This window comes from Pseudomonas aeruginosa (assembly GCF_001457615.1).
Classification (GTDB): domain Bacteria; phylum Pseudomonadota; class Gammaproteobacteria; order Pseudomonadales; family Pseudomonadaceae; genus Pseudomonas; species Pseudomonas aeruginosa.
The window spans coordinates 912047-925627 of record NZ_LN831024.1; the positions used below are offsets into that span (position 1 = coordinate 912047).

The 13581-nt window shown below is 66.3% G+C and carries 13 protein-coding genes; 6 read left to right on the plus strand and 7 right to left on the minus strand.

Translation table 11 applies throughout. The annotated features are described in order from the left end of the window. Window positions 1-18: 18 nt before the first annotated feature. Window positions 19-552 carry a 2,4'-dihydroxyacetophenone dioxygenase family protein gene (locus AT700_RS04245; RefSeq protein ID WP_003113028.1) on the minus strand — a complete coding sequence of 178 codons (534 nt, stop codon included), beginning with the start codon at window positions 550-552 and terminating at the stop codon, window positions 19-21. 318 nt (window positions 553-870) lie between these two features. On the opposite strand from AT700_RS04245, the gene AT700_RS04250 reads away from it, so the two are divergent. Continuing rightward, window positions 871-1830, plus strand: a complete 960-nt coding sequence (locus AT700_RS04250; protein ID WP_003093398.1) for a helix-turn-helix domain-containing protein — start codon at window positions 871-873, stop codon at window positions 1828-1830. A 47-nt stretch (window positions 1831-1877) separates the two neighbouring features. After that, window positions 1878-2294, plus strand: coding sequence for a PaaI family thioesterase (locus tag AT700_RS04255; protein WP_003104529.1), 417 nt, complete (start codon window positions 1878-1880; stop codon window positions 2292-2294). 63 nt (window positions 2295-2357) lie between these two features. Here the strand turns inward: AT700_RS04255 and hpaC are convergent, their stop codons facing one another. From hpaC to AT700_RS04285, 6 genes are all read right to left on the minus strand, one after another. Then, window positions 2358-2870, minus strand: a complete 513-nt coding sequence (gene hpaC / locus AT700_RS04260) for a 4-hydroxyphenylacetate 3-monooxygenase, reductase component (RefSeq protein ID WP_003104531.1) — start codon at window positions 2868-2870, stop codon at window positions 2358-2360. 29 nt (window positions 2871-2899) lie between these two features. Beyond that, entirely contained in the window at window positions 2900-4462 is a 1563-nt protein-coding gene (gene hpaB, locus AT700_RS04265) for a 4-hydroxyphenylacetate 3-monooxygenase, oxygenase component (RefSeq protein ID WP_010793433.1), read from the minus strand. A gap of 158 nt (window positions 4463-4620) precedes the next feature. Then, the gene (locus AT700_RS04270; protein WP_048520784.1) at window positions 4621-4911 is read right to left on the minus strand and encodes a DUF2218 domain-containing protein; all 291 of its coding nucleotides are present in this window, start codon (window positions 4909-4911) and stop codon (window positions 4621-4623) included. Window positions 4912-5122: 211 nt separating this feature from the next. Further along, window positions 5123-5884: an SDR family oxidoreductase gene (locus AT700_RS04275; RefSeq protein ID WP_003104535.1), complete on the minus strand. Its 762-nt coding sequence runs from the start codon at window positions 5882-5884 to the stop codon at window positions 5123-5125. Beyond that, window positions 5881-7266 carry an aspartate aminotransferase family protein gene (locus tag AT700_RS04280; RefSeq protein WP_003118214.1) on the minus strand — a complete coding sequence of 462 codons (1386 nt, stop codon included), beginning with the start codon at window positions 7264-7266 and terminating at the stop codon, window positions 5881-5883. Before AT700_RS04280 ends, AT700_RS04275 begins: the two co-directional genes overlap by 4 nt. Window positions 7267-7274: 8 nt before the next feature. Next, a complete protein-coding gene (locus tag AT700_RS04285; protein WP_003113031.1) occupies window positions 7275-8099 on the minus strand; it encodes a molybdenum cofactor biosynthesis F family protein in 825 nt (274 codons plus the stop codon). 470 nt (window positions 8100-8569) lie between these two features. Here AT700_RS04285 and AT700_RS04290 point away from each other — a divergent pair, with 470 nt between their 5' ends. The 4 genes from AT700_RS04290 to AT700_RS04305 all read left to right on the plus strand — a co-directional run bounded on the left by AT700_RS04290 (window position 8570) and on the right by AT700_RS04305 (window position 13509). Continuing rightward, a complete protein-coding gene (locus tag AT700_RS04290; protein ID WP_003113032.1) occupies window positions 8570-9139 on the plus strand; it encodes a fimbrial protein in 570 nt (189 codons plus the stop codon). A gap of 30 nt (window positions 9140-9169) precedes the next feature. Continuing rightward, window positions 9170-9916, plus strand: coding sequence for a molecular chaperone CupB2 (gene cupB2 / locus AT700_RS04295; RefSeq protein WP_023085928.1), 747 nt, complete (start codon window positions 9170-9172; stop codon window positions 9914-9916). Between the two features lie 321 nt (window positions 9917-10237). Continuing rightward, a complete protein-coding gene (gene cupB3, locus AT700_RS04300; protein WP_004365765.1) occupies window positions 10238-12772 on the plus strand; it encodes a fimbrial biogenesis outer membrane usher protein CupB3 in 2535 nt (844 codons plus the stop codon). Then, window positions 12769-13509, plus strand: a complete 741-nt coding sequence (locus AT700_RS04305; protein WP_012613602.1) for a molecular chaperone — start codon at window positions 12769-12771, stop codon at window positions 13507-13509. Before cupB3 ends, AT700_RS04305 begins: the two co-directional genes overlap by 4 nt. The last annotated feature ends 72 nt before the right edge of the window (window positions 13510-13581 follow it).

Consider the following 13581-nt stretch of genomic DNA (forward strand, 5'->3'; position numbering starts at 1 on the left):
GGCGGCGCGCGCCCGGGGTCAGCGGAACAGGGAGTCGATGTAGGCGGCGCCGACGCCGATCTTGTCGTAGTGCTCACGGCACATCGCGATGTAGTCGTGGACGTCGAAGATGCCGTCCGCGTTGCCCTTCTCGTCGAGCCAGACCAGCGGTCCCTTGACGATGAAGAATGCACGCATCGGCTGCTCGTGCTCGTAGGCCACCAGGGTGTGGCCCTCGCCGGGCGTCTCGTAGACGAAGTCGCCGGCGGTGGCGGTCCAGTCGTGCTCCAGGTAGCCCCACTTGCCGCTGATGGTGTAGGCGAACACCTCGTGCGGGTGGTAGTGGCGGTTGACCAGGCCGGCGCTCGTCGCCATCAGGATGTCGCACCAGCGGTTTTCGCTTGGCGAGATCCACAGCGGACGCGACTTCACGGTCTCGGTGAAGGGCACGTAGAGGCGCTCGTCCTCGGTCGGCGCGTTGCGCAGGTAGACCTCGGGCTTGGCGTCCGGCTTGAAGCAGTCGGGAATCGGTTGCAGGTCTTTCCAGAATTCACGGGTGGCGAGTTCGGGCATGGGGCGGCCTCTGTCGTTGTTATCGTCGAGCCGACTCTAGCCATGGGCGGGCCTCCGGGTTTGACCCTGGCGGCCAGGAAGCTTGCGCTTTTCGGACATGGCCTGGCGCGACCCGCGACGCGCCGCCAAGCTGGCCTGCCCAGCGTCGGAGCCGGCTGGAGGGCGATTGACGGAGGAAAGGATTCAGATGTTAATGACGGGGTGCCAGGCGCCTCGCCGACCGACCGCGACAGGTCGGCGGAGCGGCCCGGCGCCTGGCCCCGGAGGCCTTGCCTGAGGTCCGGGAGGTCCACGCAGCGTTCGACGAGAAGAATAAAAATGCCCGCACATGCCTTGCTCGAAACCCGGCGGGCCAGCACCCAGGACATTCCCCTGGAGCAGCGGCTGGCGTTCTGGGAGGACTACAACGCTTCCATCCTGGTTGGCCTGAAATGTTCGTCGTATTCCCAGGCCGGCTTCGCCGCGACCCAGGACAACCTCTGCCTCGAACGCCTGCGGCTGGCCCGCATCGGCGGCAACGAGCACGTGGTGGAGCGCGACCGCTCGATGATCCGCGCAGTGCCCAAGGAGTCGATCTTCGTCTCCCTGGTGCAGGGCAGCCAGTCGTTCTTCTACCAGGACAACGGCTGCAACCTCCTGCAACCGGGCGAGCTGGTTATCTACCGGACCGACAAGCCCTACCTGTTCGGTTTTTCCGGACCGATGCGGCAGTTCATCTTCGACATTCCCCAGGACGATTTCGCCGAGCGCTGCCTGCGCGACTTCAAGGGACCGCTGAAGATCGGCGCGGAAAGCCCGGTGCAGCGCCTGCTGGTGCGGACCCTCGGCGAGCGTACCCGGGATTTCCTCGACAGCCCCCATGGCGAGGATGCCGAGCGCTACCAGGAGGAAGCCTACGACCTGCTGGCGAGCATCATCAGCGACCATGCCGGCGAGCACCGTGCCAGCGCCCTGGGCGCGTCCTACCTGCTGGCGGCCAAGCAGTACATCCAGCAGCATCTCGACGAACCCGCCCTGAGCTGCGAGCGGGTGGCCGCCGCCACTGGCGTCTCCAGCCGGCACCTGGCGCGGCTGTTCGCCCAGGAAGGCAGCTCGCCCGGGCGCTACCTGCAGGAGCGGCGCCTGGAACGGGCCCGCCAGTTGCTCGCTTCGCCCCAGGGCCGGCGCCTGGATGTCGCCGAGGTCGCCTATCGCCACGGCTTCTCCAGCCAGGCGCATTTCGCCCGGGCCTTCAAGGCGCGCTACGGGATGACGCCGAGCGAGGCGCGTGGCCGCTAGACCCGACTACCGTACCTTTCCTCCTCCTACTGCCAAGGACCCGTTCCGTGACCGACAAGAAAGAGCAGATCGCCCGTTTCATCCAGCGCGAATTTCCCCAGACCCGGGTCGTGGTCGAAGCCGTCGGCGAGCGTAGCGCCACGGTCTGGCAGGCGGTCGACGCCAGCGACCTGCGCCCCGGCGGCACGGTCTCCGGGCCGACCCTGATGGCCATCGCCGATGTCGCGCTGTACGTGGCGGTGCTGGGCGAGATCGGCATCGTCCCGCTGGCGGTGACCACCAGCCTGACCATCAACTTCCTGCGGCGTCCCGCGGCGGACCGCCGGGTGGTCGCCGAGTGCCGCCTGATGAAGGTCGGCAAGACCCTGGCGATGGGCGAGGTCTCGCTGTTCTCCGAAGGCGACGCGGAACCGGTCGCCCATGTGGTCGGCACCTACTCGATCCCGCCGGCGCACCGCCGCTGAGGGCCTGGCCGGGTTCTCGGCGGCGGCTTCGAAACGCTGGCGGAGGATTCCTGGAGGCGCCGTTCAGGCCGCCCGCCGGGGGCATTGCAGGCGATGGAAGCTGCGGCTGAAGTAGACCAGGCCGTCGCCCTGTTCGAGGACCTGGATGTCCTCCAGTTCCAGCAACAGCACCGAGTGGGTGCCGATCTCCTGGACCTCGGCGATGCGTCCCTGCAGGTTGGCCAGGGCGCCGTGCAGCACCGGCAACCCGGCGAGGCCCTCGCGCCAGTCGTGGAGGGCGAAGCGGCGTTCCATCGGGACCTCGGTCATGCCGGCGAAGTGGCGGGCCACCTCTTCGTGTTCGCCGCTGAGGACGTTCACGCAGAGTCGACCGTTGGCCTTGAACACCGTGTTCATCTCGCTGTTGCGGTTGATGCAGAGCATCAGCGTCGGCGGGCTGTCGGTGACCGAGCAGACCGCGGTGGCGGTGATCCCGCAGCGTCCGGCCGGGCCGTTGCTGGTGATCACGTTGACCGCCGCCGAAAGATGCGCCATGGCGTTGCGGAAGGCTTGCTGCCTGGGTTCGAGCTGGGACATGGGGATAACCTCCGGAGGCGACGCGGGCGTCATTGGCGGATGCGATCGAGCACGTTGATGTCGTCCGGGTTGTGCAGGTGCGGCACGGTCCAGCCGTTCTCGTCGTAGTCGCCCATGCACTGCTCGACCATGCCGAGCATGCCCTTCATCGCCCCGCTGCCGATCGCCTGGCGCAGGGCCTGCATGCGGATCTCGTCCTGGCTGCCGGCGTAGTTGATCTCGTACAGCTCGTGGCGGCCGCCGAACTCGCTGCCGATGGCGTCCCAGAGCAGCTTGAGGATCTTGATCCGCTCCCGGTGGCCCATGCCGCCGGAGCCGCGGCAATAGGTGGAGAGGTACTTGTCGAGTTGCGGATTGTGCAGGTCGCGAACGCCGGAGGGCAGGTAGATCAGGCCGCTGGCGACCACCTGCTCGATGGTCTTCTTGATCTCCGGGTAGGCCTGCGGCGCCAGCACGCGGTAGGCCTGCAGGGCCTCGGCGCTGGGTAGGAAGGCGCCGCTGTGCCATTCGCTGGCGTTGCCGTACATGGCGTCGGTCAGCGACCAGAACAGGTTGCGCCAGGCCACCACTTCGCCGACCTGCGCCTGCACGCCGCGGAACTCCAGGGAGCCGGTGCATTGCAGGGCCTTGTAGAGGGCGCCGGTGATGAAGTCGAGCTTGACCGCCAGGCGGGTGCAGCCCTGCATCGGGAACAGCCGGCCGAAGCCACCCTGGGGGAACCACTGCTTGCAGCGCTCGAAGTCGCGGTAGATCAGTACGTTCTCCCAGGGGATGAACACCTTGTCCATCACCAGGATCGCGTCGTTCTCGTCGAAACGGCTGGACAGCGGGTAGTCGAACGGCGATCCGGCGATACCCGCCACCAGTTCGTAGGAGGGGCGGCAGATCAGCTTCATGCCGGGGGTGTTCATCGGCGCGATGAACATCAGGGCGAAGTCGGTGTTGTCGCCGAGCAGTTGCGCCGAACCCTGGCCGACGAAGTTGTAGTGGGTCAGCGCGGAATTCGTGGCGACCACCTTGGCGCCGCTGACGACGATGCCGCCGTCGACTTCCTCGTCCACCGAGATGAACACGTCCTTGACCTGGTCCACCGGCTTGTCGCGGTCGATCGGCGGGTTGACGATGGCATGGTTGAGGTACAGGCAGGCTTCCTGGATGCGCTTGTACCAGGTTTTCGCGTTGTCCTCGAAACGCCCGTAGAAGCCCGGGTTGGCGCCGAGGGCGCTGCCGAAGGCGGCCTTGTAGTCCGGGGTGCGGCCCATCCAGCCGTAGGTCAGCCGCGACCACTCGGCGATGGCGTCGCGCTGCTGGCGCAGTTCGTCGGCGCTGCGCGCGTAGCGGAAGAACTTGTGGGTATAGCCGCCGTTGCCGGTATCGGTCTCCCAGCAGAGCTTTTCCTTGCTCTGCGGATCGTGCAGGGCGTCGTACAGCCGGGCCATGGAGGCGGCCGCGTTGCGGAAGGCGGGGTGGCTGGTGACGTCCTTGACGCGGTCGCCGTAGATGTAGATCTCACGGTCGTCGCGCAGGCTGGCGAGGTACTCCTCGCCGGTGAACGGACGGGTGGCAGAGGCACGGAAATCTTCGGGTTTCATCATCGTCTCCAGTCATTGTTGTTATCTGCGCGAGAGCGCCTGGAGGGGATGATGGGACGGGGGCGGAGCGAGCTGAATGGCTTTTCCGGGGAATGAATTGCACTTTCCATGGCCCCGCGTGACGCCCGGCCGCGAAGGGCGGCCGGGTGGCGGCGCGTTCAGCTTTCGGCGGGCTGCCAGGCAATCTCCAGGCTTTCGCTGTTGGCCATGCGCTGCAGGTGATCGGCGACCACGTTCTGCATGTGGGCGAGGCTGTCCTCGTCGGGGCTGTTGAGAGTCATCAGGACATGGTCGGGGTGGGCGAGCAGCTCGCAGTTGGAGTCGCCGAAGTCGATGAAGCCGCGCTCGGGTGTGAGTTCGACTTCGAACTTGTGGCCCCAGTGCTTGCACAGGCGATTGACGTAGCGTGCCGCCGATTCGGTACGGACATGGGAGGTGGAGCGGAACATGAAGCGAATCCTCTCGGTTGGGGATTTCCGATACTAACCTGCTGAGAGTCATTCTTATTCATCCATTTTGCAGGGGCTTTCGATAATCGCCCGGCAAATGGTCGGCCCTTGTCCGTGGGACAGGGCGAGCGCCCTACCGGAGCCGGCGGAAGTGTTTGCCGGATACGTCGAAAGCGCTCTCTCTGGAGGGAGAGGGCGAACGCCAGCGGCTTCAGGCCAGCCCGCCGTTTTCCGGCAGCAACGCGCCGCCATCCACAACCAGGGTCTGCCCGGTGATGTAGCTCGCCTCGTCGGAGGCGAGGAAGAGCATGGCGTGGGCGATGTCCAGCGGCTGGCCGACACGCCCGAGGGGGATGTGCGCGGCCAGCGCGGCGGCGTCGCCGAGGCTGCCCAGCGCCGGAGTCGCGACCAGGCCGGGCTCGACGCCGTTGACGGTGATGCCGTCGCCGGCCAGCTCCAGCGCGGCGGCGCGGATGAAACCGTTGACCCCGGCCTTGCTCGCCGCATAGTGCGAGAGCCCAGGGATCGCCGTGCGCGGGCCGGTCACCGAGGAGGTCACCAGGACGCGCCCGGCCACGCTGCGGCGCAGGGCGGGAAGGGCGGCCTGGGTCAGCCGGAAGCAGCTTTTCAGGTTCACCGCCAGGGTCCGTTCCAGGGTGCCTTCGTCCAGTTCCGCGAGGGCGCACTGGGGAAAGGCAGCGGCGTTGTGCAGGAGGATGTCCAACTGGCCGAAGCGCTCCAGGGTCGCGCTCACCGCTCGTCTCGCGGCGTCGTGCTCGCTCAGGTCGACGGCCAGCAGTTCGGCCGTGCCTCCGCCCAGGCGGATCGCCTCCAGGACGGCCTGGCCGCGGCTGGCGGTACGCGTCGCCAGCAGAACCCTGGCGCCTTCGGCGGCGAAGCATTCGGCGATGGCCCGGCCGATGCCCTGGCCGGCGCCGGTGACCAGTGCGACGCGGTTCTCCAAGCGCCTCACGATGGGCGCTCCAGCAGTTCGCCCAGGCAATCGCGGAGCAGGCGGTCGTGCAGTTCGACGTCCTCTGCGCGGGTCGCCGGGCAGGTCAGCGCCATGTTGTGGAATGGCGTCAAGAGCACGCCGCGGTTGAGCAGGTAGAGGTGCAGGCAGGCCTCGATCAGGCCGTTGCGTGCGTGGTGGGCCTCGCCGCCGTTGCGCGGGGCGTGGGTCATGAACAGGTACTCGACGCGCGCGCCGATGCGCGTCACGTGCCAGGGCAGGCGCAGTTCCTCGAGCGTCGCGCGGACGCCCGCCTCGAGCTGCGCGGCGAGCTGGAACATGTGCCGATAGGCGTCCTCCGTCATCACTTCGGCGAAGGTCGCGCGCATCGCCGCCAGTTGCAGCGCGTTGCCGGCCAGGGTGCCGCCAAAGCCGAAATGGTTGATCGCCTGCCCCGGTCGGAAGTGCGGCAGTACCGCCCAGATCCGCTCCGCCTGCGCCTGGCTGCATCCCCAGACGGCGCTGGGAATGCCGCCGGCGATGCATTTGCCGAGGACGAAGAAGTCCGGCTCGAGGCCATGCGCGCCGCTATAGCCGGCGGGACCGCAGGAGATGGTGTGGGTCTCGTCGATGATCAGCGCCACGTCGTGGCGGCGGGTCAGTTCGCGCAGGCCGGCGTGGAAGCCTTCGGCCGGCGGGACCATGCCGACGTTGGTCATGAAGGGTTCGGTGAGCACCGCGGCGACGTCGCCATGGGCGAGGGCGGCCTCCAGCGCGTCGAGGTCGTTGAATTCCACCAGGCGGGTGGTGGTGGCGTGGCGTACGCCATTGGGGTGAACGCCCGCGCGCGGAACCATGCGCCCGGCGGCGTCGAATTCCACCTGCGATTCGTCGACGCTGCCGTGGTAGTTGCAGTTGAACACCACCACCTTGTCGCGTCCGCTGAGCATCCGGCACAGGCGCAGGACGAAACGGTTGGCGTCGGTGGCCGAGGTGGTCACCTGCCAATAGGGCAGGCCGAAGCGCCGCGCCAGTTCGGCGCCGACCCACAGGCTGTCCTCGGTCGGCAGCATCAGGGTCGAGCCGCGCCGCGCCTGGCGGGCGATGGCGTCGGCCACCGCCGGTTGGGCGTGGCCGAACATGGCGCCGCTATCGCCGAGGGCGAAGTCGACGTACTGCTGGCCATCGATGTCGGTGACGCGCGCGCCCTGGGCCTCCTTCACCAGCAGCGGGCAGTTGCCCGGCCACTGTTGCATCCAGTGCAGCGGTGCGCCGTATAGCCAGTGGCGGCGGTTTTCCCGGTAGGCCTGGGCGGAGCGCGGATGCAGTTCGTCGAAGCGTCGCAGCTCGCGCTTGAACAGCGCTTCGACGCGGGCCAGGTCGAGGCCGAAGGTGGTGTCCATGGGCGTCCTCACAGGTCGTGGCGGGTCTGGTTGAGCACCTGGGCCAGGGCGCCGACCGGGAAGTTCACCGGGGTGGCGAAGTCGTCGTCCTGGTAGCCGAAGATCTTGCCGTCGGTGCGCCCGGCTTCCAGGTCGATCAGCAGCACGCCGAGGGTCGGCACGATCTTCTCGCGCCAGACGAACAGGTACAGGCGTTCGGCCAGTCGGTAGCAGTGGCAGCGGTCGGTATCGGCCAGCCCTCGCTCGGCGCCGCGCAGGCATTGCCAGGTGTAGAAGGCGGGATTGAGGTAGATGTGTTCGTAGGCCTCGCTGGCGCTGTAGACGTAGCGGTTGCGCAGGCCGACCAACTCGTCGCTGGGGACGTGCGGGCAGGCGCCGGGCTGCCACGGGCGGTCGAGGCTGCCATGCAGGAACTCGGCCTCCACGCCGGTCAGTTCCCGGCCGGCCAGGGCCCGGGCGAACAGGCCCTGTTCGCAGGCCGCGCGGTCGGGCAGATGGCCGAGCACCGCGGTGAACGCCTGGTTGTCGAAGTCCAGCACCAGGCTGACCGAGACCGGCCGGCCGTTTTCCTGCTTGAGGAAATCCACCAGGTAAAGGTTTTCCCGCAGTGAACTGGCGCGGTAGTCCGACTCGCCGCTGGCACTGCCGTCGGCCAGGCGCCAGCGCAGGCGCTGCGAGTCGAAGGCATGTTCGATGACCCAGCCGTTGGCGAAGTGCAGGACCCGTTCGAGCCCGGCGAGATCGCCGCAGGCGGGAAGGACGTGGTTGTCCGGAGCGAAGCCGTCGGCCAGGGCGCCGACGGTGATCCATCCGGAATGCGAGTGGGCGGACATAGGGTTCTCCTCGTCGTGGGAAACCCATGCTGGCCTGTCTTCGAGTATCCCGATATCGACCGGATGGTTGATAGGTCGATATGCCACGGAAATAGCACGGAGCGGCGAAGGGAAAGTTATCGAAGATGAAGTTTTAGATGAGTTTTCGTTTCTTCTTTTTTGGTTTTTTAGTTAATGGGTTCCTGTTCTTCTATAAGTATTTTCTGAATTTATTCTTATGTACTTATTGGCTGTTATCGGAAATGGACTACATATGTTTTCGTATGATTATTATTTTTAAATCCTGTCTTTCTTTCTAGTATTTGGGTCTGCGTTTATCAGGGCGCAATCTTCGGCTGTCGCGTAATGGTCGGAGGCGCTCTAGGCGGCCGTTCCGGTTGCGCGCAAAGGCTTGGCTACCTTGGCCGGTTCGTACTGCATCGGCTCTCCAGGGAGCAGCCAGGATGTTCCACAACTCCAAAGGAAATCAGATGAACAAGTTCAAACGTGCAATTCTTGCGCCCCTCGTTGCGTCGGGCACCCTTCTCGCGCTGATGTCCCCCGTGGCCCATGCGGTCGATGGGATCGTCAACTTCTCGGGCAACATCACCGAAGTCGCGTGCGATATCAACGGCCAGGCGCCGGGTGCGGGCAACGTCACCAACGTCGACCTGGGTATCGTGGCGCCGACCCATTTCACCGCCGTCGGAACCAACTCCACTTTCCAGGAGTTCGATCTGGTCCTCTCCGGTGCCGGCTGCACCAATGACAAGAAGGTTTCCATCGCCTTCGATCAGGTCACCAACGTCGACCGTATCAGCGGCAACCTGATGCTGATGGGGCCGTCGGAAGCCAAGGGCGTGCAGATCCAGATCTTCAACAATTCGGCGACCAACACCACGAAGATCCCGCTGGGCTTGGTCGAGGCCGCCCCGCAGAAGGCAACCGTCGTGAAGAACACGGCGACCCTGAAGTACAAGGCCTCCTATGTGTCCACCGAGAAGGCCGTGACCGCGGGTACCGGCCTGTCCCGTATTCGCTACCTCCTGGCGTACGAGTAAGCGGCGGTCGACGGACGAAGAGGTGAGGCCATGGCGCCGCTAATGCATCGTTTTCATTCTTTCGTGGCGGCAAGCGCCGTGGCCATCGCCCTGTGCGTCGGAACGGCTCACGCCGGGCTGATCGCACAGGGCACTCGCGTCGTCTTTCCGGCCAGCGAGCGCGAGGTCACCTTGCGGGTCAGCAATACCTCCGGCACTCCCGTGCTGGCGCAAGCCTGGATCGACGATGGCCGGCAGGACGTTCCCCCCGAGGAACTGCAGGTTCCCTTCAGTGTCACGCCGGCCGTGACGCGAGTGGAGCCCAATGGCGGCGCCGTATTGCGCATCGCCTACCTGAAGGCCCCGTTGCCGACGGATCGCGAATCGCTGTTCTGGCTGAATATCCTGGAAGTTCCGCCCAGGGACGAAGACGAAAACAATGCATTGCAGTTTTCCTTTCGTTCGCGCTTCAAACTCTTCTTTCGACCCAGCCAGTTGAAGAGTGTCGATTCGGCTGCCGGGAAACTTCAATGGAAGTTTCTGGAGTCAGGGGGAGCAGGAAAAAAGACCGTAGTACAGGTAAATAATCCGACGCCTTACTACGTTTCGTTCGCCAGCGTCGAATTGATTGTCGATGGCCGTGTCATGTCCGTGGGAAAGGGAATGGTCGCGCCATTCTCGACGAAGGAGTTCGACTGGCAGGGAAATCCGAAGAATCTAGAAGCCGCTTCCGTCAGATACGAAGTCATCAACGATTACGGTGGCCGCAATACCCTCGATAGGGCACTCGGCAAATAACCCCTCCGTTTCCCCGCTTTTTACTTACGGCCCGACATATGAGTGGCGATTTTAAAATCGCTGCAGGGATTACATATGCCCAAAGTTTCTCTTCATAGGTGCCTGTCCGCTCCCGCTTACGGTGGGCAGGTCGCCCTGTTGCGAATGGCGATACAGGGAGGGATCGCCGTTCGTTCCCTGCGATTCGCCTGTCTGCTGGCACTGTTTCCTTCGCTGTCCTCCTGCCAGTCCTGGTCCTCCGTCGGCGCCGCCGGCGTAGCCGGGGCGAAAGCGAAGGAGGCCAGGGCGGGAGCACCGGCGAAACAGCCGCAGGCGCCCGCGGTGGCCGTTGCGTCACCGGCCGGCGGGTTGGACGCACCGTCGCGGCGGATCGTCTTCGACGCGCAGATGCTGGCCCTGGGGCCGGGCGGACGCTCGATCGATACGTCGCGTTTCGAGCGCGGCGACGTCATCGAGCCAGGCCGCTATCGCCTCGACCTGCTGCTCAACAGCCGATGGCGTGGCGTCGAGGAAGTCGAGCTGCGCCGCCAGCCGGGGCGGGAAAGCGCGGTCTTCTGCTACGACCGGGGCCTGCTGGAGCGGGCGGGCATCGACCTGGAGAAGAGCGCGCGTGGCCAGGACCGTTCCTCGGCTCGCGATCCTCTGCCCGAAGGTTTGCACTGCGACCCTCTCGAGCGCTATGTGCCGGGGGCCCGGGTCAAGCTCGATATCGCCGAGCAGTCGGTCTATGTCTCGGTGCCCAGCTATTACCTGAGCCTGGATTCTTCGAAGACCTATGTCGATCCGGCGAGCTGGGACAGCGGCATTTCCGCCGCCTTGCTCAACTACAACAGCAATCTCCACGTCAGGGAAAACCACGGCAGGAGCGCCACCAGCGGCTATGCCGGGATGAACGCCGGCTTCAATTTCGGGCGGGCGCGCCTGCGCCACAACGGCACGGCCACCTGGTCGCGCCGCATGGGCAGCCATTACCAGCGTAGCGCAACCTATGTGCAGACCGACCTGCCGGCCTGGCGTGCGCAGTTATTGCTGGGAGAAAACTCCACCAGCAGCGAGTTCTTCGATGCGGTGTCCTTCCGTGGAGTGCAGCTTTCCAGCGATGACCGGATGCTGCCGGATTCGCTGCGCTACTACGCTCCGGTGGTCCGTGGGACCGCCAGTACCAATGCGCGGGTATCGGTCTACCAGCGCGGCTACCTCATCTACGAAACCACGGTGGCACCCGGGGCGTTCGCTCTCGACGAACTGCAGACCGCCAGCTATGGCGGGGACCTGGAAGTGCGGGTGACCGAAGCCAGCGGGGAAGTCCGCAGTTTCATCGTGCCGTTCGCCACCACCGTGCAACTGCTGCGCCCCGGAACCACGCGCTACAGCCTGACGGCCGGGCGGCTCAACGATCCCAGCCTGGAGCGTCGGCCGAACATGCTGCAGGGCGTCTACCAGCGCGGCCTGGGCAACGACGTCACCGCATACGCGGGCGGGGCCTTCACCGGCAGCTACATGTCCGGATTGATGGGCGCGGCGCTGAACACGCCGGTGGGCGGATTCTCCGGTGACGTGACGCTGGCGCGTACCGAGGTTCCCGGCGGCGACCGCCTTAGCGGCTCCAGTTACCGCCTCGCCTACAGCAAGAACCTGCCGAACACCGGCACCAACTTTTCGCTGCTCGCCTATCGCTACTCCACCGGCGGCTATCTCGGCCTGCGCGACGCGGCCTTCATGCAGGACCGGGTAGAGCGAGGCGAGCCGCTGGAGTCGTTCTCGCGCTTGCGCAATCGTCTCGACGCCAACATCAGCCAGCAACTGGGCAACGGCGGCAACCTTTACCTGAACGGCTCCTCGCAGCGCTACTGGAGCGGCGGCGGGCGGGCGGTCAACTTCTCCGTCGGCTACAGCAACCAGTGGCGCGACGTCAGTTACTCCATTTCCGCGCAACGCCTGCGCAGCCAGTACGAAGGCTTTTCCAGCGGTGACAGGCGCGGCGAGACCAGCACGCTGTTCAGCCTGAACCTGTCCATTCCGCTCGGCGGCGCTGGACGCGGGTCGCCGACCCTGAGCAGCTACCTGACCCGCGACAGCAACAGCGGAACCCAGCTCACCAGCGGGGTTTCCGGCATGCTGGGCAAGCGTGGCGAGGCCTCCTACTCGCTGTCGGCCTCCCATGACCGCGACAGCCGGCAGACCTCGAAGAGCGCCAGCCTCGACTATCGACTGCCGCAGGTCGAACTCGGCTCCAGCCTCTCGCAGGGACCGGGCTATCGGCAGTTGTCGGTCAAGGCCGCGGGGGGCCTGGTCGCGCACAGCGGCGGGATCACCGCGGCACAAACCTTGGGCGAGACGATCGGCCTGGTCCACGCGCCAAACGCCAGGGGCGCGGCTGCCGGCTACTCGGGAAGCCGGATCGACCGCCACGGCTATGCGGTGATTCCCAACCTGCTGCCCTACCAGTTGAACAGCGTCGACCTCGACCCCAACGGCATGGCCGACGAGATCGAACTGAGGTCCAGTTCGCGCAACGTGGCGCCCACCGCCGGAGCGGTGGTGCGCCTCGACTATCCGACGCGGGTGGCAAGGCCCTTGCTGGTGGATAGCCGGATGCCCAGCGGCGAGCCCCTGCCGTTCGCCGCGGAAGTGCTCGATGCCCACAGCGGGCAGTCGGTGGGCGCCGTCGGCCAGGGCAGCCGCCTGGTGCTGCGGGTCGAGCAGGATCGCGGCTCGGTTCGGGTGCGCTGGGGCAACGAGCCGCAGCAGCAGTGCCTGGTCGACTATGCGCTGGGCCCGCGCGAGACGACGCCTCCCGTCCTGCAACTGGCATGTCGCCCGGCGTCGGCCGCCGACCGGGAGCGCACGCTGTGACCGGCGTCGGCCTGGGACGATGCGGCACGGCCTGGGTCCTGCTGGTGGCGCTGGTGGCCGATGCCTCCGCCTCGCTGTCCGTGATCGGGACCCGTTTCATCTATCCGGCGGGCGTTTCCGCGCTGACGATTCGCGTCGGTAACGTCGGGACGCGCCCGGCCCTGGTCCAGGCCTGGCTCGATCGCGGCGACGAGACGGCGGACCCGAGCGCTGTCACGGTGCCGTTCATCCTGTCGCCGCCGCTGTTGCGTATGGACCCGCAGGAGACCCAGGCGCTCCAGCTTCGCCATACCGGCGAGCCGCTGCCGGACGACCGGGAATCGCTGTTCTGGGTCAACCTGCTGGAGGTGCCGGGGCGGGAGGACGGCAGCGGCAACCTGCTGCTGGTGAGCTACCGCCTGCGGATGAAGCTCCTGTTCCGTCCGCAGGGTCTGGCCGGCGATCCGCGAGCCGCCGCGCGCCAGGTCGTCTGGCGCCTGCGTCCGGCGGTACGGCCGGGGCAGCGGGCGCTGCTGGAGGCGGACAACCGCAGTCCCTATCACGTTTCCCTGGTGCGCCTGGAGCTGGGCGAGGGCGACCTCGCCATGTCCCTCGGCAGCGTCACCCTGCCGCCTTTCGCCCTTACCCCGTTGAGTCTGCCGGCCGTGCCCGGCGAGGCGGCGCGGGTCCATTTCGATGCGGTGGGGGATGACGGCCAGATCGAGCGTGGCGACGCGCCGGCAGAGAGATACCCGTAGGAGTTCGGCAGGGCCCGGGGAGTTGGGCTCCTGCCGTAGCACGGCCCTGCGAATAGGTCGCGGGGTTTCACT

Excerpts from the sequence above, each read along its gene's own strand:
- AT700_RS04245 (WP_003113028.1), bottom strand. The coding sequence starts at position 552 with ATGCCCGAACTCGCCACCCGTGAATTCTGGAAAGACCTGCAACCGATT.
- AT700_RS04250 (WP_003093398.1), top strand. The coding sequence starts at position 871 with ATGCCCGCACATGCCTTGCTCGAAACCCGGCGGGCCAGCACCCAGGAC.
- hpaC (WP_003104531.1), bottom strand. The coding sequence starts at position 2,870 with ATGTCCCAGCTCGAACCCAGGCAGCAAGCCTTCCGCAACGCCATGGCG.
- hpaB (WP_010793433.1), bottom strand. The coding sequence starts at position 4,462 with ATGAAACCCGAAGATTTCCGTGCCTCTGCCACCCGTCCGTTCACCGGC.
- AT700_RS04270 (WP_048520784.1), bottom strand. The coding sequence starts at position 4,911 with ATGTTCCGCTCCACCTCCCATGTCCGTACCGAATCGGCGGCACGCTAC.
- AT700_RS04280 (WP_003118214.1), bottom strand. The coding sequence starts at position 7,266 with ATGGACACCACCTTCGGCCTCGACCTGGCCCGCGTCGAAGCGCTGTTC.
- AT700_RS04285 (WP_003113031.1), bottom strand. The coding sequence starts at position 8,099 with ATGTCCGCCCACTCGCATTCCGGATGGATCACCGTCGGCGCCCTGGCC.
- AT700_RS04290 (WP_003113032.1), top strand. The coding sequence starts at position 8,570 with ATGAACAAGTTCAAACGTGCAATTCTTGCGCCCCTCGTTGCGTCGGGC.
- cupB2 (WP_023085928.1), top strand. The coding sequence starts at position 9,170 with ATGGCGCCGCTAATGCATCGTTTTCATTCTTTCGTGGCGGCAAGCGCC.